This window comes from Martelella radicis (assembly GCF_014196625.1).
GTDB lineage: Bacteria > Pseudomonadota > Alphaproteobacteria > Rhizobiales > Rhizobiaceae > Martelella > Martelella radicis.
Genome location: NZ_JACIDZ010000001.1, coordinates 20515 through 41377 on the forward strand (window position 1 = coordinate 20515; position 20863 = coordinate 41377).

The 20863-nt window shown below is 58.7% G+C and carries 17 protein-coding genes and 1 tRNA gene; 14 read left to right on the forward strand and 4 right to left on the reverse strand.

Translation table 11 applies throughout. The annotated features are described in order from the left end of the window. Nucleotides 1–398: 398 nt before the first annotated feature. Nucleotides 399–2348 carry an acyltransferase family protein gene (locus GGR30_RS00105; protein WP_183480875.1) on the forward strand — a complete coding sequence of 650 codons (1950 nt, stop codon included), beginning with the start codon at nucleotides 399–401 and terminating at the stop codon, nucleotides 2346–2348. A gap of 271 nt (nucleotides 2349–2619) precedes the next feature. Here the strand turns inward: GGR30_RS00105 and GGR30_RS00110 are convergent, their stop codons facing one another. Beyond that, nucleotides 2620–3492 (reverse strand): MurR/RpiR family transcriptional regulator, encoded by an 873-nt coding sequence (locus GGR30_RS00110; protein WP_183480877.1) that lies wholly within the window; start codon nucleotides 3490–3492, stop codon nucleotides 2620–2622. A 152-nt stretch (nucleotides 3493–3644) separates the two neighbouring features. Between GGR30_RS00110 and GGR30_RS00115 the strand changes: the two genes are divergently transcribed. The 7 genes from GGR30_RS00115 (at nucleotide 3645) to GGR30_RS00145 (ending at nucleotide 11671) form a co-directional block, all read left to right on the forward strand. After that, nucleotides 3645–4421, forward strand: a complete 777-nt coding sequence (locus GGR30_RS00115; RefSeq protein WP_183480881.1) for an N-formylglutamate amidohydrolase — start codon at nucleotides 3645–3647, stop codon at nucleotides 4419–4421. Further along, a complete protein-coding gene (locus GGR30_RS00120) occupies nucleotides 4421–4930 on the forward strand; it encodes a TRAP transporter small permease subunit (RefSeq protein ID WP_183480884.1) in 510 nt (169 codons plus the stop codon). The genes GGR30_RS00115 and GGR30_RS00120 overlap by 1 nt, the downstream gene beginning before the upstream one ends. Further along, nucleotides 4927–6255, forward strand: a complete 1329-nt coding sequence (locus GGR30_RS00125; protein ID WP_183480887.1) for a TRAP transporter large permease — start codon at nucleotides 4927–4929, stop codon at nucleotides 6253–6255. Before GGR30_RS00120 ends, GGR30_RS00125 begins: the two co-directional genes overlap by 4 nt. 118 nt (nucleotides 6256–6373) lie before the next feature. Further along, the gene (locus tag GGR30_RS00130; protein WP_183480890.1) at nucleotides 6374–7420 is read left to right on the forward strand and encodes a TRAP transporter substrate-binding protein; all 1047 of its coding nucleotides are present in this window, start codon (nucleotides 6374–6376) and stop codon (nucleotides 7418–7420) included. A 272-nt stretch (nucleotides 7421–7692) separates the two neighbouring features. Continuing rightward, nucleotides 7693–9066 (forward strand): glutamine synthetase family protein, encoded by a 1374-nt coding sequence (locus GGR30_RS00135; protein ID WP_183480893.1) that lies wholly within the window; start codon nucleotides 7693–7695, stop codon nucleotides 9064–9066. 77 nt (nucleotides 9067–9143) lie between these two features. Further along, nucleotides 9144–10529 (forward strand): aldehyde dehydrogenase family protein, encoded by a 1386-nt coding sequence (locus tag GGR30_RS00140; protein ID WP_183480896.1) that lies wholly within the window; start codon nucleotides 9144–9146, stop codon nucleotides 10527–10529. After that, nucleotides 10526–11671, forward strand: a complete 1146-nt coding sequence (locus GGR30_RS00145) for an iron-containing alcohol dehydrogenase (RefSeq protein WP_183480899.1) — start codon at nucleotides 10526–10528, stop codon at nucleotides 11669–11671. The genes GGR30_RS00140 and GGR30_RS00145 overlap by 4 nt, the downstream gene beginning before the upstream one ends. Before the next feature lie 52 nt (nucleotides 11672–11723). On the opposite strand, the gene GGR30_RS00150 is transcribed toward GGR30_RS00145, so the two are convergent. After that, a complete protein-coding gene (locus tag GGR30_RS00150; protein ID WP_183480902.1) occupies nucleotides 11724–12383 on the reverse strand; it encodes an HhH-GDP family DNA glycosylase in 660 nt (219 codons plus the stop codon). Between the two features lie 257 nt (nucleotides 12384–12640). On the opposite strand from GGR30_RS00150, the gene GGR30_RS00155 reads away from it, so the two are divergent. Beyond that, nucleotides 12641–12907 (forward strand): DUF1467 family protein, encoded by a 267-nt coding sequence (locus GGR30_RS00155; protein ID WP_183480905.1) that lies wholly within the window; start codon nucleotides 12641–12643, stop codon nucleotides 12905–12907. Nucleotide 12908: 1 nt separating this feature from the next. Here GGR30_RS00155 and GGR30_RS00160 read toward each other — a convergent pair whose 3' ends face one another. Next, nucleotides 12909–13529, reverse strand: a complete 621-nt coding sequence (locus GGR30_RS00160; RefSeq protein WP_183480910.1) for a hypothetical protein — start codon at nucleotides 13527–13529, stop codon at nucleotides 12909–12911. 570 nt (nucleotides 13530–14099) lie between these two features. On the opposite strand from GGR30_RS00160, the gene proS reads away from it, so the two are divergent. The 5 genes from proS (at nucleotide 14100) to GGR30_RS00185 (ending at nucleotide 18780) form a co-directional block, all read left to right on the forward strand. Continuing rightward, nucleotides 14100–15428: a proline--tRNA ligase gene (gene proS, locus GGR30_RS00165; RefSeq protein ID WP_183480913.1), complete on the forward strand. Its 1329-nt coding sequence runs from the start codon at nucleotides 14100–14102 to the stop codon at nucleotides 15426–15428. Nucleotides 15429–15544: 116 nt separating this feature from the next. After that, nucleotides 15545–16840 carry a lipoprotein-releasing ABC transporter permease subunit gene (locus tag GGR30_RS00170; RefSeq protein WP_183480916.1) on the forward strand — a complete coding sequence of 432 codons (1296 nt, stop codon included), beginning with the start codon at nucleotides 15545–15547 and terminating at the stop codon, nucleotides 16838–16840. A gap of 12 nt (nucleotides 16841–16852) precedes the next feature. Next, a complete protein-coding gene (locus GGR30_RS00175) occupies nucleotides 16853–17542 on the forward strand; it encodes an ABC transporter ATP-binding protein (RefSeq protein ID WP_246413474.1) in 690 nt (229 codons plus the stop codon). Between the two features lie 539 nt (nucleotides 17543–18081). Beyond that, nucleotides 18082–18342, forward strand: coding sequence for a hypothetical protein (locus GGR30_RS00180; protein ID WP_183480919.1), 261 nt, complete (start codon nucleotides 18082–18084; stop codon nucleotides 18340–18342). A gap of 353 nt (nucleotides 18343–18695) precedes the next feature. Beyond that, nucleotides 18696–18780, forward strand: a tRNA-Leu gene (locus GGR30_RS00185). A gap of 503 nt (nucleotides 18781–19283) precedes the next feature. Here GGR30_RS00185 and GGR30_RS00190 read toward each other — a convergent pair. Beyond that, a complete protein-coding gene (locus GGR30_RS00190; protein WP_183480923.1) occupies nucleotides 19284–20828 on the reverse strand; it encodes a hypothetical protein in 1545 nt (514 codons plus the stop codon). Nucleotides 20829–20863: the final 35 nt, after the last annotated feature.

Sequence of the window (20863 nt, forward strand, 5' to 3'; positions counted from 1 at the left end):
GCGGAAAGAGGCAGAACCCGCCGCTGCCTCCGGCGTTTCCGTGGCGCGCGGTCTTGTGGCATGGAGCTTTGTGCGGACGCTTGTCGGCCTGGGCGGCCGGCAAGGCTTGGATTGAAAACAGCTTTGGCGGTCGTTCGCCGGCATTTTGCCGCGCGTTGCATGCGTCACGCTGCAGCGAAGACCATGCGACGCGGTTGCCGCATGGTCTTGTCTCCATACTGGGATAGGCCGCTGTGGGCGGTGAAATATCATTTTTGCCGAACGGGGCATCTCTCGCTTCACTCATCGCGTTCGATGCACTAAGATCAAATTTTGTTGTATGTTTCACCTTTTTGGGTCGCTCTGGTTGCCAGCCTTGCGACATTTGATTTTTCAGTTTTCATACTTCGAGGTTCGGCATGTCTCTCCGCTATCGTCCAGAAATCGATGGACTTCGTACTATAGCTGTCATTTCCGTCATTGTTTACCACCTGAAAATTCCTTTTCTTGAAGATTATTTTCTTTCCGGGGGCTTCCTCGGCGTCGACCTTTTCTTTGTACTTTCCGGGTACCTGATTACGGGAATTATTCTCACCGAACTGGAGAGTACGGGCCGGTTCAGTTTTACGAAATTCTATATGCGCAGAGCGAGACGCATTCTCCCGCCCTTGTTGCTGGTCATGGCTGCAATGATACCGCTTGCCTTGTGGATCTTGTTGCCCAGCGAATTGATCCGGTTCGGTAATTCACTCGTTGCCGCATTGGGTTTTTACAGTAATGTCTACTGGTTCTTCGAGTTGGGAGAGTATGGTGCGCAATCAGGGCTATTGCAGCCGTTCCTCCATACTTGGAGCTTGTCCATTGAAGAACAGTTCTACCTGATTTTTCCGCTTGTCCTGCTCGCACTGTCGAAAATTCGCTCCGCCCGTTGGATGGGGCTGGTTCTGATCGTATTGCTGATCGTGAGCTTCGTGCTGGCCCAGGCGACGACTTACTTCAAGCCTCCGCTTTCCTTTTTCTCGCCGGTTAGCCGTGCATGGGAACTGCTCGCTGGCGCATTGCTGGCGCTGGTGGCGCTGAAGCGGCCTGATTTTCTGCGCGCAAGCCGGGCCGGGCTTTTTGTTCCCGCCGCCATGTTGGCGCTGTTGCTCTACACAATCTTCACGACACGTCTTGCTGAGGCTGAACATCCGGGCCTTTCGACAATACCGGTTATCCTGGCGACATGCGGGCTGATCTGGTTTGCCGATCCGCGTGAACCGGTCACCAGGCTGTTGTCGACACGTGGATTTGTGATGATCGGCAAGCTCTCCTATTCTCTTTATCTCTGGCACTATCCGATATTCGCCTTCGGGCGCTTGCGTTCAATTGAAGAGCCGACCTGGATTGCAATGACGTCTTGGGTTGTTTTGACGTTTGCGTGTGCCTGGGCAGGCTACGCTCTGATCGAAAAGCCCTTCAGGTTCCGGGTGTCCACGCGGCTCTTCATCCCCACGCTCGCTTGTTTCGTGATTGGCATCGTTGGCTTTTCGTTTGCGTCGGATCGTTTCGCGGGCTTCCCCGGTCGTTATTCCGACCTCGCCGAGCGCTACGGCGAGAATCAATTCGATCCCGATCTGATGTCGGAGGAGTCCATGAGTATTCTCGACCAGCTGGCCGTGAACGAAACCATTGGCAGATGGAACGCCGGCAAACGCTCCAAACACGGATTGGAGGACATTTGGTACACGGACCCCGAGAAGAAGAATGTGCTTCTGGTTGGAAACTCCCACAGCAAGGACCTGTTCAACGCTTTATATTTGAATCGTGACAAGATTCCGGATTACGAGTTCGCGCGTCTGGCATATACGGCCGATTTCAATCAGCCGGAAATCGAGGAAATGTTCGATGTTCCAAACTTCAAAGAGGCTGATGTCGTCGTATTTGCGCCAAAATACCGCTCAACGTCCATCGACGCCGTCAAGCAACTTGTTCCAAGGCTGAAGGATTTGGGGAAGGAAGTCATTATCGTCGGAAATACGGCCGAATTCATTTCGCCAAGCCGAATGTCGATTTTTGACTGGTACCTTCTGCGTCACAAGGGCGACGTGGATCTTACCGAGATCAACAAGCTGGGCTATCGTTTCGAAGCCGTGGAGGCTCAGGTCTATAGCCGCATCCTTGCCGAGATTGCTGATACGAACGGTGTGAAATTTTACGACAGGCGCGCTCTGCTGTGTGATGATGAAGCGCGAACCTGCACGCTCGTGCGCGAAGATGGGCGCCGGACCATGTACGACGACACGCATTGGACACTCGAGGGCGCAGAACTTTTCGGAAAACGAGCCGTGGAAGCGGGCTGGTTCCAGAACGAGCAGCCGTCTGGCTAACTGCCACGCGGCGGACAGGTCAGGAGCGGTTCAGCCTTTCACCGAGACGCAGAACCGCTCTTTCTTGTTTGACGCATTTTCGCGGACGTCGGCTTCTTTCATCTGACTGCGAAACGCCCTTGGCCAGCTTCTTCGGGCCAGCTTCTTCGGGTCACCTTCGTCGGGCCTCCGGATCGGTTTGTGTCCGATGGGGACCTTGTCGGGTGCCGCGCCCACGGGAGCCCGCGTCAAAGGGCCGGAAAATACTTCGTCAGATAGTGCTCCTGGACAATCAGCCCGGCCGCCTGAACAGTCGGCTCTGTTCGAACAGGCCCTCCAACTGGCTGATGCGCTGGCGGGTCTTGTCCCAGCTTTTTGCCTGGACCGCCTCGATCAGCGCTTCCACCACAAACAGCGTCACGACGGACGAATCCCAGGCCGACGGCACCTCGATATGGACGCGGAAGGTGTGGCGGGCAAACTTGGTCACGGGCGAGGCCCACTGGTCGGTGAAGAGGATGATCTCGACGCCGTTCTCGCTTGCCACGCGCGCCAGCGTCGCCATGTCCTGCTCGTAGCGGCGGATGTCGAAGATCACCAGAACATCGCCCTTGGCCATGTTCAGCATGTGCTGCGGCCATGAGCCGGAATTGGACGACATCAGCGTCGTTTTCGGCCTGATGACCTGCATGTGGGTGTAGAAATAGCCCGCGATTGCCCCTGTGATGCGTCCGCCGACGAAATAGACGGCGCGGTCGAGGTCCGAGAGAAGGGCAGCCGCGCCCCCGAATGTTTCCTGGTCAAGCTGTGACAATGTGCGGCGCATATTGTCCATCGCCGCCTCGCCGAACCGGTTCAGGATATGCGTGTCCGGCACATTGCGCGCCAGCCGGTCGTGTTTGGCGATCGGATTGGAGAGCGTGGCCTCCAGTTCCTGGTGCAGGCGCGCCTGAAATTCGGCATATCCCTTGAAGCCCAGCTTCTGCACCATGCGCGCGACCGTCGGCGTCGATACGTCGGCATTTTCGGCAAGCGTGGTGATGCTGCCGAGGCCTGACACCGGGTAGTTCTCGCTGATCGTGTCGGCGAGGCGCTTTTCCGAGCGCGTAAGTTCGCCGTAGCGCCCGGCGATGATGTCGGCGACTGTTCTGGACCCGTCGGTCAATCTTCGTCTCCTGTTTTCCCGGCATTTAGGAACGGCGCGGCCCATCCGTCAACGGCAAAAATGAATAGAAGTTTTCAAAGTGTGATTGACAGCGCGCGAAATCTGAAGAACTATTTACAAAACCAAGAATTGCAGAAAATGCAGGGGAACAGATGTTGGGAAAGCCGGGGCTGTTGAGCGCCCGAGAAGGCGCGCCTGTGATTGTCGAGCGCGCATCGGGTCCAAGCGAGGTCGTGCTGGTCTGCGAGCATGCCGGCCGTGCCATACCCGATTGCCTTGGCGACATGGGCCTTTCCGCCGAACTTCTGCAAAGCCATATCGCATGGGATCCGGGCGCGCTTGCGGTTTCGAAGCTGTTGAGCGAGGCGCTCGACGCCACGTTGGTCCACCAGCGCTTCTCCCGTCTTGTCTATGACTGCAACCGCCCGCCGGAAGCCGTCGACGCCATTCCGGAAATCAGCGAGATTCACGCGGTTCCCGCCAATCGCGGGCTTGGCCCGGTGGCGAAGGCCGAGCGGGCGGAGGCGCTCTATCTTCCGTTTCACGAGCGTATCGATGCCGTGCTGGACGAACGTCTCGGGCGTGAGACCGTGCTGGTCACGATCCATTCCTTCACCCCGGTGTTCAAGGGGCAGAAGCGGGACGTCGAAATCGGCATCCTGCATGACGCCGACCGCAGGCTTGCCGATTGCCTGCTCGAGAAGGCAAAGGCTGCCGGCGGCTATGATGTGCGCCGCAACGAACCCTATGCGCCGGTCGACGGGGTGACCCACACGCTGCGCCGCCACGCATTGCCGCGCAAACTTCTCAACGTCATGATCGAGATCCGCAATGACCTGATCGCCGATGCGGCAGGGCAGGGCGCGGTCGCGGGCTTCATCGCCGGCCTTCTGAGCCAGTGCCTCGACGGCAGGCAGGAGGTGGCCTGATGCCTGAGGCAATCAAGACCTATGTCCGCTACGTCGATGGTTTCAACCGCGTGGTCGGCCGCATCGCCATGTGGCTGATCTTCGTGATGATGGGCATTCTGCTCTGGTCATCGGTGTCCAAGACCTTCTTCAACCCGTCGCTATGGACGCTGGAAATGGCGCAGTTCGTCATGACGGCCTATTACCTTGTCGGCGGCGCCTATTCGCTGCAGCTCGACAGCCATGTGCGCATGGACCTCGTCTATGGCCGCTGGACGCCGCGCCAGAGAGCCATTGTCGATGCGATCACCGTGTTCATGCTGTTCACCTATCTGATCTTTCTTCTGATCGGCGGCGTGTCGTCCACCAGCTACGCGCTGAAATACGGCGAGACCTCCTATTCGAGCTGGTCGCCCTACATGTCCCCGATCAAGATCACCATGGTCTTCGGCATTTTCCTGATGTTCCTGCAGACCACCTCGATCTTCTTCAAGGACCTTGCAAAGGCGCTGGGGAGGCCGATCGCATGAACCTCTCCTATGAAATGATCGCGCTTCTTCTGTTCTTCTCGATGATGCTGACCATGCTGACCGGCCAGCGCGTCTTTGCCGCGATCGGCTTCGTCGGCGTTGTCGCCTCGGCCCTCTTGTGGGGTACGGGCGGCTACGAGATCGGATTTTCCGCCGGCATGAAGCTGATGAAGTGGTATCCGATGCTGACGCTGCCGCTCTTCATCTTCATGGGCTACATGCTGTCGGAATCGGGCATTGCCGAGGATCTCTACAAGGCGTTCCACGTCTGGATGGGCGGTCTGCCGGGCGGTCTTGCCGTCGGCACGATCGCGCTGATGGTGGTGATCTCGGCCATGAACGGGCTTTCCGTCGCCGGCATGGCCATCGGCGCGACCATCGCGCTGCCGGAGCTTCTGCGGCGCGGCTATGACAAGATCATGGTTTCGGGCGTCATCCAGGCAGGGTCTTCACTGGGCATTCTGGTGCCGCCGAGCGTCGTTCTGGTGCTTTACGGCATGATCGCCCGCCAGCCCGTCGGCAAGCTCTGGGTTGCCGGTGCGCTGCCCGGTCTGCTGCTGGCGGCGATGTTCATCATCTACATCATCATCCGCTGCCGCCTGAACCCGGCGCTTGGCCCTTCGCTACCGAAGGAAGAGCGCGACATGCCGCTCGGCGAGAAGCTGAAGCTCCTGCGCGCCGGCATCATCCCCTTCCTCATCTTCTTCCTGATGATGGGCCTGTTCCTGATGGGGGGCACCAGCCTTACGGAAAGTGCCGCCATCGGCGCGCTGTCCGCGCTCGTCGCCGCGCTGATCAAGAAGCGGCTGACGTGGAAACTCCTGAACCGCACCATGGAGCAGACGCTCGGCATTTCCTGCATGTTCATGTGGATCATCCTGGCCGCACTCTGCTTCGGCGCGGTGTTCGACGGGCTTGGCGCGGTGCGGGCGCTGGAACATCTGCTGCTCGATCGATGGGATCTCGGCCCTTGGGAAATCCTGATCATGATGCAGATTTCCTACATCATCATGGGCACGTTCCTGGATGATACGGCGATGCTGGTGATCGTCGCGCCGCTTTACGTGCCGCTGGTCGGCCATCTCGGCTTCGATCTCGTCTGGTACGGCGTGCTCTACACCATCACCTGCCAGATCGCCTACATGACGCCGCCGTTCGGCTACAACCTGTTCCTGATGCGGGCCATGGCCCCGCGGGAGATTTCACTGACCGACATTTACCGCTCCGTCTGGCCGTTCGTGATCATCATGATCCTCGGCCTGGCGATCGTCACGGCATTTCCGCAGATTGCCCTGTGGCTGCCGAACCTGGTCTATGCGCGCTGAGGGGAGTGGCTGAGGCGCGTTGGAGTGCGTCCGGTTTCAGCGGACGTTTGGAAACGGAGGGCCCGGCATGCGGTCGGGTCACACAAGAGCTGATGAAGCAAAACAGAGGGAAGCAGCAATGACCAACAGACGCAGTTTTTTGAAGAATGCGGGCCTTGCGACCGCAGCAGGCGCCACGGCGCTTGCCGCGCCCGCCGTCACCCGCGCCCAGAGCAAGATCACCTGGCGCCTGCAGACCTATGCCGGGCCGGCGCTTGCCGAACACGTCATCAAGCCGTCGATCGAGGCCTTCAACACGGCCGCCAATGGCGAGATGGAGATCCAGCTGTTCACCGCCGACCAGCTGGTGCCGACGGGCGAACTGTTCCGCGCCATGCAGCGCGGCACGATCGATGCCGTGCAGTCGGACGACGACTCGATGAACTCGCCGCTCGATATCAAGGTGTTCGGCGGCTATTTCCCCTTCGCCTCGAAGTTCAGCCTCGACGTGCCGACGCTGTTTTACGAATACGGTCTCGCCGAGATCTGGGAGAAGGCCTATTCGGAAGTTGGCGTGCAGTGGATTTCCGCTGGCGCCTGGGATCCGTGCAACTTCGCCACGGTCAATCCGGTGACGAGCCTTTCCGATCTTGAGGGACTGCGCATCTTCACCTTCCCGACGGCCGGCAAGTTCCTGTCGCAGTTCGGCGTCGTGCCGGTGACGCTGCCCTGGGAAGACGTGCAGGTCGCCATGCAGACGGGCGAGCTTGATGGTCTCGCATGGTCGGGCATTACCGAGGACTACACCGTCGGCTGGGCGGATGTGACCAACTACTTCCTCACCAACAACATCTCGGGCGGCTGGTGCGGCTCGTTCTTCGTCAATTCCGACAAGTGGGCGGAAGTGCCGGAGCATCTGAAGGTGCTGTTCCGCATGTGCACGGACAGTTCGCACCTGCACCGCCTGCACTGGTACTGGGGCGGCGAGGCGCGGCTGCGCGCCCATGGCGACAAGCTGAAGCTGACGACCATTCCCGATGCGGAATGGAAGACGGTGGAAGATGCCGCCGATACCTTCTGGGACGAGATCGCCGCCGAGACCGAGCGCACGGCCGAAGTGGTCAAGATCCTGAAGCAGTATCAGGCTGACATGAAGGCCGCCGGCCCGCCCTACCGCGCGGGCTGATTGACGTCGTGGCCAGAGGCGGGCGCATGTCAAGCAACCCAGCCTCTCCTCTGCGTCACCCTCGGGCTTGACCCGAGGGTCCAGGCAAGGTTCTCCGTGTCGCCTGGATACTCGGGTCAGGCCCGAGTATGACACCCTAAGGGGCAGGGCAAAGGAGGCTTCTGCCGCCGACGCCGACACTGTTGACAAGGATCGTCCGGAGCGCGTTTGCTCCGGGCGGTCGCACATGAAGGACGCCAGAGCCGCGTCCGACAACCGATGGGAAGAGCCTGATGAGCGCAAGCTACACATTCGATGAACTGAAGCGGGATGTTTCGGAGGGACGGATCGATACGGTTCTGGCCTGCCAGGTGGATATGCAGGGCCGGCTGATGGGCAAGCGCTTCCACGCCGAATATTTCGTAGAGAGCGGCTTCAGGGAAACCCATTGCTGCAATTATATCCAGGCCACCGACATGGAGATGAACACCGTCTCCGGCTATGAGTCGACAAGCTGGGCGGCGGGATATGGCGATTATACGATGAAGCCGGACCTTGGCACGCTGCGGCGCATTCCCTGGCTGGAAGGCACGGCGCTGGTGCTTTGCGATGTCGAGGACCATGCGACCCACAGCGAAGTCGCCCATTCGCCGCGCGCGCTCCTGAAAAAGCAGATCGGTCGTCTCGAGGCGCTTGGCTTTCGCGCGATGATGGCGACCGAGCTTGAATTCTTCCTCTTCAATCAGTCATTCGAGAGCGCCGAGGAAGCCGGTTATCGCGGGCTGAAGCGCTCGAGCGCCTATAACGAGGATTACCACATCTTCCAGACCACCAAGGAGGAGGATGTGATGCGGGCAATCCGCAACGGGCTGCAGGGCGCGGGCATCCCGATCGAAAATTCCAAGGGCGAGGCGGATGCGGGCCAGGAAGAACTCAATGTACGCTATGCCGACGCGCTGACCATGGCCGACCGTCACGCCATCATCAAGAATGCCTGCAAGGAGATCGCCTGGCAGAAGGGCAAGGCCGTCACCTTCATGGCCAAGTGGAATTATGATGCCGCCGGCAACTCGTCGCATGTGCATCAATCGCTCTGGAGCGCCGATGGCGCGAAGCCGCTGTTCTTCGATCCCGACGGGCCATACGGCATGTCGAAACTGATGGAGCATTATGTGGCGGGCCTGCTCGCCCATTCCGCCGAAATCACCTATTTCCTGGCGCCCTATATCAATTCCTACAAGCGCTTCATGGCCGGCACCTTCGCGCCGACCAAGGCGATCTGGTCGCGCGACAACCGCACGGCCGGGTTCCGCCTTTGCGGGGAAAAAACCAAGGGCATCCGCATCGAATGCCGCATCGGCGGCGCCGATCTCAATCCCTATCTGGCCTTCGCCGCGCAACTGGCCGCCGGTCTCGATGGCATTGAAAAACAGATGACGCTGGAAGAGCCCTATGTGGGCGATGCCTATGGCGCGGGCAGCGATATCCGCGAAATCCCCAAAACCTTGCGCGCGGCAGCAAGCGCCATGGATGGCTCCGATTTCCTGCGCGCAGCTTTCGGCGACAGCGTCATCGACCACTATTGCCGCGCCGCCGAATGGGAACAGGAAGAATATGACCGCCGCGTTACCGACTGGGAGATCGCGCGCGGATTTGAGAGGGCTTGAAGGAGAATGCTGCCGGCCCTGTGCGGGACCGCAGCGAAATTTCTTGAGCGACAATTGCAAATGACAGGATGTTGATCATGACGATGATCCAATGTATTTCGCCGGTCGACGGATCGGTCTATGCCGAGCGGGAGGCGGTTTCCGCCGCCACCGCTAGCGCCGCCGTTGCAAGGGCACGGGCTGCCCAGAAGGACTGGGCGAAGCGGCCGCTTGAAGAGCGGGTCTCGCTGGTTCAGGCCGGTATCAAGGCGCTCAATGCCATGAGCGACGAGGTGGTGCAGGAAATTGCCTGGATGATGGGCCGGCCGGTGCGCTATGGCGGCGAGTTTGGCGGCGTCAACGAGCGCGCCGACTATATGGGAAGCGTTGCGGCGGAAGGCCTTGCGCCGATCGCGCTGGAGGATAGCGGCACTTTTCGCCGTTATATCGCCCGCGAGCCGCACGGCGTCGTCTTCGTCATCGCGCCGTGGAACTACCCCTATCTGACGGCGATCAACACCATCGTTCCGGCGCTGATTGCCGGCAACGCAGTGATCATAAAACATGCCAGCCAGACGCTTCTGGTCGGCGAGCGCATCGTCAAGGCCTTCGTTTCGGCAGGCATTCCGGAAGACCTGTTCCAGAACATCTTTCTCGATCATGCGACGAGTTCCGAGCTGATCGCCGCAAAGAGCTTCGACTTCATCAACTTCACCGGATCGGTGGAAGGCGGACGCCAGATCGAGCGCGCGGCGGCCGGCACCTTCACGCCGCTCGGGCTGGAGCTTGGCGGCAAGGATCCGGGCTATGTGATGGAGGATGCCGATCTTGAAGCGGCGGTCGCGACGCTGATGGATGCGGCAATGTTCAATGCCGGCCAGTGCTGCTGCGGTATCGAGCGCATCTATGTCACCGCAAGCCTCTATGACGCCTTCGTCGAAAAGGCGGCGGCCTTTGCCTCGGCCTACAAGCTCGGCAATCCGTTTGATGAGGCCACGACGCTCGGGCCGATGGCCAACAAGCGCTTCGCCGCCGTGGTGCGCAAGCAGATCGAACAGGCAATTGCCGCAGGCGCCAAGCCGCTGGTCGATCCGAAACTGTTCCCGGAAGATGATGGCGGTGCCTATCTCGCGCCGCAGGTTCTCGTCAATGTCGACCATTCGATGGACGTGATGCGCGAGGAGAGTTTCGGCCCGGTTGTCGGCATCATGAAGGTCTCCTCGGACGAGGAAGCGCTTTCCCTGATGAATGACAGCCAGTACGGGCTGACGGCATCGCTCTGGACCGCCGACCCCGAACGCGCGGCAGCCCTTGGCGCCCGGATCGAAACCGGCACCGTGTTCATGAACCGCGCGGACTATCTCGATCCGGGCCTTTGCTGGACGGGCTGCAAGAACACCGGCCGCGGCGGTTCGCTCTCCATTATCGGCTACCACAACCTGACCCGGCCGAAGTCGTACCATCTGAAGAAAGTCACACAATGAGCTTCACAGCCAACTGGAGTTATCCGACCACGATCAAGTTCGGCGCAGGCCGCATCGCCGAACTTGCCGATGCCTGCAAGAGCCTCGGCATGACCAATCCCCTGCTGGTGACCGACAAGGGGCTGGCCAGCCTGCCGATCACGAAAGATGCGCTGAGGATTTTGACCGAGGGCGGTCTTGATACGGCATTGTTCTCCGATGTCGATCCCAATCCGAACGAGAAGAACCTTGCCGCCGGCATCGCCGCCTTCAAGGAGGGCGGCCATGACGGCGTGATCGCCTTTGGCGGCGGCTCCGGTCTCGATCTCGGCAAGCTGGTGGCGATGATGGCGGGCCAGACCCTGCCGGTCTGGGACTTCGAGGATATCGGCGACTGGTGGACGAGGGCCGATGCCTATGCGATTGCGCCGATCGTGGCGGTGCCGACAACGGCGGGTACGGGCTCCGAGGTCGGCCGGGCAGGGGTGCTGACCAATTCTGAGACCCATGTGAAGAAGATCATCTTCCACCCGAAGCTTCTGCCTGGCGTGGTGATCTGCGATCCGGAACTGACGGTCGGCATGCCGAAGATCATCACCGCCGGCACCGGGCTTGATGCCTTTGCCCACTGCCTGGAGGCCTATTGCTCGCCGCATTATCACCCGATGTCCCACGGCATCGCGCTCGAAGGCATGCGGCTGGTGAAGGACAATCTGCCGCGCGTCTACAACGATCCGGAAGACCTGGAGGCACGCGCCGAGATGATGAGCGCCGCCGCCATGGGCGCGGTCGCCTTCCAGAAGGGGCTCGGCGCGATCCACGCGATCTCGCATCCGCTCGGTGCCGTCTACAACACCCATCACGGAATGACAAACGCCGTGGTCATGCCGCCGGTGCTGCGCTTCAACCGCGAGATGATCGCCGACAAGCTGAAGCTTGCCGCTGACTATCTCGGCATTTCGGGCGGCTATGACGGGTTCTACAACTTCGTGCTGGAGTTCCGGGCCGAGCTTGGCGTGCCGAAGAACCTGAGCGAAATGGGGATAGCCCCCGACCGGATCGACGAACTCGCCGTGATGGCGCTGGACGACCCGAGCACGGGGGGCAACCCGGTCGAGATGACGCTGGAAAACACCAAAGCGCTTCTGGCCGATTGCTTCTGAGAGGCTTTCGCCTCGTTTTCGAAGGGCGTCGCTGTCGCGGCGCCCTTTTTCGTTATCCGGCCGCCTCCAGAATATCGTCCTTCGCCTTGTCGAGGTCGCTCCGCACCAGTGCTGTCAGAAGGCGAGGCAGTGCCTTCCTGCTACCGGCAAGGGATGCCAGGCTGTCGGCGTTTGCCGGCAGGCCGAGGCTTTCGGCGGCCTTTGCCGCGCGGGCGTCGCAGAACGGATAGTGTTCCTCCCAGGCGAGCTGGACCTCGCGGAAGAAGATATCCGCGCCGGTCTCACCAATGCCCTTGAACGCCTTCAAGCGCTTGCGCTCTTCAGAAGGCTCACGCCCGGCATCGTCCCTCAGCCTGCGCAGATCGCCGCCATAATTCTTGTCCAGCAGGTCGAGCGTGTCGGCCAGATAGCGCGCCGTGCTTTCGTCATAGCGCGCATAGCCGTTCTCGTTCAGCACCTTCACCCGCTCCTCCCAGGAGGTGGCGGCCATCTTGTCGGGTGTTGTCCAACCCGCATCGAAAAGGGCTTTGGTGGCTTCCTGTGCCTTGTCCGCGCCGATCCGCGCACTCATCAACAGCGCGCAGACGAGCCACTGGAACAGCGGCGCCGGTGTGTTCTTCGCCACATCGATTCCGAGCATTTCGGCATGGCTCTCCGGATAGCGGTCCAGAACCGCCTTCACGATTGCTTTCTCCTGCGCATTCGCTGCCATCTCCTGCTCTCCTTGAACCATGACTGCGTGTGCGGGCATAGCCCGCGCTTTTCCGTCCAACACACGTGAGCGATGGATGTTCCGGCGGAAGAGTTGCATCCGACCTTCGAAACAGTCTAGATCACCGGGCGGCTAATCTTAACCGCCCGGTGATCTAGCTCTTTGTTTTACGCATCGGGTTATCGAAAAACCGGTAGCCACTTTTTCGCCCGATGCTCCAGGTGTCGTCGAGGCGCAATGTCAGGAGGGAGGAAATCTTGTCGCTGTTTTCCGCATTCGCGGTCTATTTCGTCATCTGGTGGATCACGCTGTTTGCGGTCCTGCCCTTCGGCCTGCGTACCCAGGACGAGGAGGGCGAGGTCGTGCCCGGCACCACGGCAAGCGCGCCGCACCGCTTTCGCCCGTGGCGCGTGGTCTTCTGGACCTCGCTGGTGGCGGCTGTCGTCTTCGCCGCTTGGTATGTGGTGGTGATCGTCCTGGGCTACGGGCTCGAGGACCTCTCAGCCCTGTTCTGGACGCCTTGAGCTAGAACCGCATGCGCAGGAATGCGCTGCCGAGGCCGTAATCATAGTCCCTGGCTCCGTTGTCGCCGGTCGACTGCCCGTATTCGAAGCGCGCGCCGAGTTCGAGGTCGGTGGGGAAGAACTTGATGCTGGTCTCGAGACCGCCAAAGAAGGCGCCGCTGTCGATGTCGGTCGGCGAGAAACGGGTGTTGTTCTCGATCCTGACATCGCCATAGATCTGCCGGTAGCCGGCATAGGGCGAAAGCGTGACGAGGCCGAGATTGCCCTTGGCCGCGACATATGCCCCGAGAGAACTGAGCTGCGTATCCGTCTTGCCGCCGCCGGTTCGCGTCTCGATCTCCTGCGTGGTGCCGCCGAGCGAGACGTAGCCGGTCATGCCCGCGCAGAAATTGACCGGTCCCTTGCTGCAGATGCCGAGCCGGCCGTCGATGCCCCAATAGGTATCGGCGATGATGTCGTCGAGCGCGTCTTCGTTCATATGCAGCATGAGGGCGGCGGGACCGCCGGAAAGGTCGAGATAGAATGCATCGGAAAGATCGGCGGCTTCGGCGGATGCCGGAAGGGCGGCAAGGCCTGCGAGAGCCGCCATGGCGGCAATCGATGGTAACTGGTTGCAGGTCACGGCCGTTCATATCCTCTCACGCGAAATCCTCAGGCCGTTTTCCGGCAATCGGTGAAAGGGGTCAATGCGCGCGGGCATCACGCTTCAGGGTGTGGCAAACAAAGTATTAAAAACGCCTGGCTCTACGAAGTTTTCAAAGAACAAAAAAAAACAAGGCCTCAGGCCTTGTTTTTCAAGTATCGCGTGATCCGTTCCGTTGCCGGGGCTGCGAACAAGCGCGCCAGGATCGATCCTCCCAAGACTTGACCGCGAAGAAAAGGCAAGAATTTAAGCTCCCTGCCTGTTTTATGGGCTTAACCTAGCCCAATGATTGGGCTTTGTCATCCCTTATTTTGCATTTTTGCGACAGTCCCAAAGGTTTTTCAGTTTGACAATGACTTTATTGTGTTCTGCAACGTTTCAAGTGCTTGACATTCGTCAGGGCGCGTAAATCGCCTCCTTCTCGCCAGATGTTCGCAAGAAGTTTCGCGGCTTTAATTCTGAGGAAGAAGTCGCTAAAAGGGCCGGGAATAAAACCAATATGCAATCGATTCCCGGCATGCCGGGATGGCGACAAGAAAGCAGCCTCAGATGCGTCTTTCCCGTTATTTCCTGCCGATCCTGAAGGAAAATCCCAAGGAGGCGGAAATCGTCTCGCACCGCTTCATGCTGCGTGCGGGCATGATCCGCCAGCACGGGCAGGGGATTTATTCCTGGCTTCCGCTCGGCAAGCGGGTCCTCGACAAGGTCAACCGCATCATCCGCGAAGAACAGGACCGTTCCGGCGCTGTCGAGCTTCTGATGCCGACCATGCAATCTGCCGATCTTTGGATCGAGAGCGGGCGCTACGAGGCCTATGGCAAGGAGATGCTGCGGATCACCGACCGGCAGGATCGCGCCATGCTGTTCGGCCCGACCAATGAGGAGATGATCACCGAGATCTTCCGCTCCTCGGTTAAGTCCTACAAGCAGCTGCCGCTCAATCTCTACCACATTCAGTGGAAGTTCCGCGACGAGATCCGCCCGCGTTTCGGCACCATGCGCTCGCGCGAATTCATGATGAAGGATGCCTATTCCTTCGATCTGACGCGCGAGGGGGCCGAGCATTCCTACCGCAAGATGTTCGCCGCTTATCTCAGAACCTTTGACCGGCTTGGCCTGCGCGCCATTCCCATGCGCGCCGATACAGGTCCCATCGGCGGCAATCTCAGCCATGAATTCATCATTCTGGCCGAGACCGGTGAATCGGAAGTCTTCTGCCACCGCGATTTCGTCAAGTTCGACATTCCGGCCGAAGACCTCGACTTCGACAATGTCGAAAAGCTGCAGGGCATTTTCGACCAGTGGACCTCGCTTTATGCCGCCACCGACGAGATGCATGACGCGGACGCCTTCGATGCGCTGCCGGAAGGTGAGCGGCTTTCCGCGCGCGGCATCGAGGTTGGTCACATCTTCTATTTCGGCACCAAATATTCCGAGCCGATGAACGCCATGGTCCAGGGCCCCGACGGCAAGGAGCATCCCGTCCACATGGGGTCCTACGGCATCGGCCCGACGCGCCTTGTTCCCGCCATCATCGAAGCCTCTCATGACGAGAACGGGATCATCTGGCCGGACTCGGTTGCGCCCTTCGACGCGGTGATCATCAACATGAAGGTGTCTGACGAGGCCTGCGGCTCCGTTTCGGAACGGCTCTACGAGGCGCTTTCCAATGCCGGCCTCGATGTCCTCTATGACGATACCGATGAGCGCGCGGGGGCGAAATTCGCGACCGCCGACCTGATCGGCGTGCCGAACCAGATCGTTGTCGGCCCGCGCGGCGTGGCCGCCGGCGAGGTCGAGGTGAAGAACCGCAGGTCCGGCGAACGCGTGGCGATGTCGGTGGATGCCGCGATTGCCAGGCTGACCGCCGGGCGCTAGCGCATCGGCCCGAAAACCGGAATCGATTTTCGGAAAGCACGATGCGTAGTTTCAATAGGTTAGAGCGTCCTTTGTGCGTCCGAATGGACGCACGGCGCTCTAGGGAGTGAGACCAGATGGCCTCGGCCGACAAGGCAATTGACGACATCCCCGCGAAAGCGAAGCCGTTTTCCGTTTTCGAACGCATGGTGGCATGGCGCTATCTTCGCTCGCGCCGCAAGGAAGCCTTCATTTCGGTGATCGCCGGCTTCTCCTTCCTCGGCATCATGCTCGGCGTTGCCACGCTGATCATCGTCATGGCGGTGATGAACGGGTTTCGCACCGAGCTCGTCAGCCGCATTCTCGGCATCAACGGCCATATCGTGGTGCTGCCGGCGGGCGAACCCTTTCCCGATTACGCCGCACTGACCGAGCGCCTTGAGGGCGTCGACGGGGTGCGGCTCGCCTTTCCGCTTGTGGAAGGCCAGGCGCTCGTCTCCGGCGTGCGCGGGGCGGGCAGCGGCGCTCTGGTGCGCGGCATCAGGCCCGACGACATGCTGAAGCTCAGCACGGTCTCCGACAATATCGTCGAGGGCGACATGGTCGGCTATACGGCCGGCGAGGGGGTTCTCATCGGCTCGCGCATGGCCGCTTCGCTCGGGCTTTTCGCCGGCGACAAGATCACGCTGATCTCGCCGGAGGGCGACGTGACCCCCTTCGGCGTCAATCCGCGGGTCAAGGCCTACACGATCTCCGGCGTTTTCGAGATCGGCATGTCGGAATATGACGCCTCGATCATCTTCATGCCGCTTGCGGAGGCGCAGGCCTATTTCAACGCCGGCGGCCATGTGCAGAGCATCGAGGTGTTCGTCGATCATCCCGATGACGTCGATCAGGTGATCCCGAAGCTGCGCGAGGCCGCCGGCGAGGACATCGTGATCACCGACTGGCGACAGACCAACCAGACCTTCTTCTCAGCACTTGAGGTGGAGCGCAATGTCATGTTCATGATCCTGACGCTGATCGTGATCGTCGCCGCGCTCAACATCATTTCCGGACTGATCATGCTGGTGAAGGACAAGGGCCCCGATATCGCGATCCTGCGCACGATGGGGGCGACCTCGGGCGCGATCATGCGCATATTCTTCATGACCGGGGCTGCGATCGGCATTGTCGGCACGCTTGCGGGCGTGTTTCTCGGCGTCATCGTCTGCCTCAACATCGAATCGATCCGCCAGTTCTTCTCCTGGGTGACCGGCACGGTGCTGTTCGATCCTCAGCTCTATTTCCTTTCCACGCTTCCGGCGGAAATGAGCCTCGGGGAGACGATGACGGTGGTGATCATGTCGCTGACGCTTTCCTTCATCGCGACGATCTTTCCGGCCTGGCGCGCCTCCCGGCTCGATCCGGTCCAGGCGCTGCGCTACGAATAGCGGGAGAATATTTTGGCCAATCCGTCTCTGGAACTGAAATCGATCGTGCATGAATACGGGCAGGGCGACAGCGTGCTGCAGATTCTGAAGGGCGCTTCGATGAAACTGATGCCAGGCGAAATGGTGGCGCTGGTGGCGCCTTCTGGAACCGGCAAATCAACCCTGCTCCAGATCGCGGGGCTGCTGGAGAAGCCGACCTCGGGCGAGGTTTTTCTTAACGGGCGCGAGGCGAGCGCGCTGGATGATGACGCCCGTACCGCCTTCCGGCGCAATGATGTCGGCTTCGTCTACCAGTTTCATCATCTCCTGCCGGAATTCACCGCGCGCGAAAACGTCATGCTGCCGCAGCTGATTGCCGGTCTCTCCCCGCGCGAGGCGGCCGAGCGCGCCGACCAGATGCTCGATTATCTGAAGATCGGCCACCGCGCCGATCACCGCCCGGCCGAGCTTTCCGGCGGCGAACAGCAACGCGTCGCGATCGGCCGCGCCGTTGCCAATGCGCCGCGCCTTCTGCTTGCCGACGAACCGACTGGCAATCTCGATCCCGGCACGGCCGGTTATGTTTTCGAGGCGCTCGAGGCGCTTGTCCGCCAGTCCGGCCTGTCGGCGCTGATCGCCACGCACAATCTTGAGATCGCCGCGCGAATGGACCGGCGCGTGACCCTTCAGGACGGTCTGGTCGTTGATCGCGACGCCGACTGAAGCATCGGGCTTCGGACCCGCTCCTCACCTTTTTTCCGCGAACTCCGCCAAGCGCCCGGTGTGTGTGCTTTCTTTCCGGACGGGCGGCCCGCCCTGCCAGTCCCGGTTCGTCCGTCTTGGCCTCCTCCCGAGCGGCGAAGGTGAGGACAAAACACATTTTTCTTTATTGTCTCCTTGCTAAATAGGAAAATTATCCTATATTGCCAAACACAACCTATGGTTAAAGTGATTCAAATGAGCCAGCATTTCGGGTGTCATAAGTGGGCACGCAGTAAAGTTTAAGATAATGTCGTGCGTTAGTGAAAAACATGTAACGAATATTTGTCGAAATAAAAATGTGTATTTAAATCATATCGGAAATTTTATATTTACTAGTAATGAATATATATATGGATTTTTCATAGTTTCTACATGTAATAATATAAAAATATTCGTATTTACTTTGATGATACTGTAGTTATAATTGTAATAGTAATGAGTGCTCGTAACGGTTGGTGAGGCTTCAAAACAAGAGAGGTTTTGGCATGAGACAAGGCGGGATGGATAAGGACAACCGGAAAACCGAACGCTCCGAAGAGGAGCGGACTGCCTGGAACCGCTATATGCGGAATTTCAGGCGCAGCTTCAAGGATAGGGGACTGACCAGTCTATCAACGGTTATCACAACGGAGCATGCTGAATTCATTGAACGATTCGGCCGTGAAAGGGCATGTCAATCGAAGCGTGAGGCATTGATGATGATCATCGAGGATGTCAAGGAACGTTACGAAACCGACGCGGATGAAGGGGCCCGATATTGACGGCCGTCGCTTGTTTTCCTGCGGGAGACTCGGCCGCGAATATCCGTCGCGGCCGGGCTGATGTGGGGGTAGGTTCTTTCTGCTACCATAGATTGCAGTCGAGCAAAGCCTGCAGTTATGATGGTATAATTTCGCCATGCCGATCTGTCTTTCGGACGCAACTGGTTTCGGCGATCGCCAGGCTCGCGTGTGGCGGGTCTCCAGCTTGAACGCGCAATGGAACAGACAGGAACCTGCGCCCTGTTCGGCCAGCCTGACGGCGTTAAAAAAGCTTGGCGTGAGAAAACGGGCTCTGTTGCATCTGTCCGTCCGCTCGCCTAAGAGAGACTGGCCGGTTTTCGAAGCCGGTCACGGCGCGTGTGGCGGAATTGGTAGACGCAGCAGGTTTAGGTCCTGCCGCCGCAAGGTGTGGGGGTTCGAGTCCCTCCACGCGCACCATTTGATTTTCAGTGTAGCGTGACGCTCGGTTTTGCAATTTTGACTGTAGCGTGACGCGCGGTGTAGCGTTGTAGCGTGACGCGCGGTGTAGCGTGACGCGCGGTTTTGCAATTTTGACAGCTGGTTTTGCAGTAACCAGTTTTCTGCCTTGCTCGATGACTGCCCGCAAAGTAGGAATTTTGGGTCGCTCTTGAAGCCTCTTCAAACCCGCTTCACATGCGCATTAATAGCACACGTGTGTTTTTGGAATTGGCATCTTTTGTGTCTCAGAGTGATGTCTAAAACTATCTCTCGGCGCTGCAAAGACGACTTGCGCTCTCAGGACTTCAGGGTGCGACGTGATCGTCGGCTTGTTCGCCTCAGTCCTGACTTTTCAAGAGTCCGATTCCAGTCAAATTCGGTGTAGCGTGACGCGCGGTTTTGCAATTTTGACAGCTGGTTTTGCAGCAAACAGTTTTCCAGAGGCACTGAAAACACTTGTGAAAGACAAACGTCTTCGACATTCAAGTCTTCGTATTGGGCAGATGACGGCCGACATGCCCTATAGCCATCTTTTTGCGTACGGAATCGAAAAGGAAGTGAATGGACGCGCAGGAATTTGTGTCGCCGGCGCCAATCGTTATATGGGGCTCGAAGAGCTCTTTTTTGCCGAGATATTCAAACTCATAGTTGGCCTTGTATTTTCCTTTCGTCGTATCCGAAATGTGCATACTACTCCGTTTGCCCCACCCTCTATTTCTCAGGTGCTGTAGAAGATCACCACCGCTTCCCTTTTCACGGCGGTTTCGCTCCCAATCTTCAACTATTTCACTAAGGTCGTTGAGCGCCCTGTATATATCGTCCGGGCGCTGAAATGGAAAGTTCTCGGCTGATGAGAGTGCTGATGGCAAAATTTCCAAGTTATCAAAATCTTGGGCAGCTGCTTGTGTTGCCTCTGCCACGGATCGGAAAGAGACGATATCGTCGCCTCCGCTATCAAGCTTATCACCAGGCCCATCTTCCAGTGAAAAGAAGACTTGCTGATTTGCTTTCAGGTTTGCATTCTCCGCCTCGAGTTGCTCGATTTTCTGTTCTGCTAAATCAAGGCGTTTGAGGTCACGTTCGTAGTCCGCCCAAAAATTCTCCCCGGTCTCTCTCTTTTCCGAAAAGAGCCTTTGTCGCTCTGCCGCCTCAACCCTTCTAATAAGATCGGCTATGCGAGGATCAGGAATATAGCGGAAGGCTGTAACGGCAAATATCGGCTGTTCGATTGCGCGGGAGGCAAAATTTGAGCCGACTTGATCAATCCAGCTTCCCAGAAACAAACGATGGCTGCGAGGAGACGATTCTTTCGAAAAACCGGGCCAGTAAATCCGTGCAGCGCCGTTGAAGCATGAGAGTTCTCGACCAACCTCGTCGACAAAATCCCAAGTTAGCTCAGGGTCATCAATCCAAACAACAACGGCCACCCCTGCCAAATTTCGGGCGAGTTTTTGGGCATCAATTTGATTGACATCACCTCTAGCGTAAGGAGAGAGGAGCACGATAGGCAGCTTCCTAAGTTCGCTATTCAATAAGATCAGGAAATCTTGCAGGCTTTCACGCCTAAGAGTATAGGGCTCGGCTTGAATTTGCATATCGCCCACAAAAGCGGGAGATCGTGAGCAAATATCCCGAACAACTCTCGGCGAACCGAAAGCCAAACGGGCCGGCGAAACGCTATATTCCACAGACTCAATCGAAATTAGGTGTTCAACACCACACCGGTCGCCAAATTGTCCTATTCGGATTTCGTTTAGCCACCTAAGCCCCGTATCTTGATCGTGAGGCAGAACCCACCTTATACGCACAGCACGCTCGTCACCGTCCTGAAACAAAGAGGAGGAAAGGTCGTGTCCTTTCGGGAGGGCCATGACAGGTTCTGGCGAACCGGGGTCAAAATTAAACTCGGGCATACTCCTCCAGTCCCGATAGTGTCCAACTATCCAGTCACGATAGCCAGAAAGCACTTCCTTCATGCCTGCTTTCGTCTGAACTTCAAAACGAGATGCATATACGAGTCTTGGCATTTCCCCCTCCCGAGAAGTAGATTCTTTCCGCGTCT

Excerpts from the sequence above, each read along its gene's own strand:
- GGR30_RS00105 (WP_183480875.1), top strand. The coding sequence starts at position 399 with ATGTCTCTCCGCTATCGTCCAGAAATCGATGGACTTCGTACTATAGCT.
- GGR30_RS00115 (WP_183480881.1), top strand. The coding sequence starts at position 3,645 with ATGTTGGGAAAGCCGGGGCTGTTGAGCGCCCGAGAAGGCGCGCCTGTG.
- GGR30_RS00120 (WP_183480884.1), top strand. The coding sequence starts at position 4,421 with ATGCCTGAGGCAATCAAGACCTATGTCCGCTACGTCGATGGTTTCAAC.
- GGR30_RS00125 (WP_183480887.1), top strand. The coding sequence starts at position 4,927 with ATGAACCTCTCCTATGAAATGATCGCGCTTCTTCTGTTCTTCTCGATG.
- GGR30_RS00130 (WP_183480890.1), top strand. The coding sequence starts at position 6,374 with ATGACCAACAGACGCAGTTTTTTGAAGAATGCGGGCCTTGCGACCGCA.
- GGR30_RS00135 (WP_183480893.1), top strand. The coding sequence starts at position 7,693 with ATGAGCGCAAGCTACACATTCGATGAACTGAAGCGGGATGTTTCGGAG.
- GGR30_RS00140 (WP_183480896.1), top strand. The coding sequence starts at position 9,144 with ATGACGATGATCCAATGTATTTCGCCGGTCGACGGATCGGTCTATGCC.
- GGR30_RS00145 (WP_183480899.1), top strand. The coding sequence starts at position 10,526 with ATGAGCTTCACAGCCAACTGGAGTTATCCGACCACGATCAAGTTCGGC.
- GGR30_RS00150 (WP_183480902.1), bottom strand. The coding sequence starts at position 12,383 with ATGGCAGCGAATGCGCAGGAGAAAGCAATCGTGAAGGCGGTTCTGGAC.
- proS (WP_183480913.1), top strand. The coding sequence starts at position 14,100 with ATGCGTCTTTCCCGTTATTTCCTGCCGATCCTGAAGGAAAATCCCAAG.
- GGR30_RS00170 (WP_183480916.1), top strand. The coding sequence starts at position 15,545 with ATGGCCTCGGCCGACAAGGCAATTGACGACATCCCCGCGAAAGCGAAG.
- GGR30_RS00180 (WP_183480919.1), top strand. The coding sequence starts at position 18,082 with ATGGATAAGGACAACCGGAAAACCGAACGCTCCGAAGAGGAGCGGACT.
- GGR30_RS00190 (WP_183480923.1), bottom strand. The coding sequence starts at position 20,828 with ATGCCAAGACTCGTATATGCATCTCGTTTTGAAGTTCAGACGAAAGCA.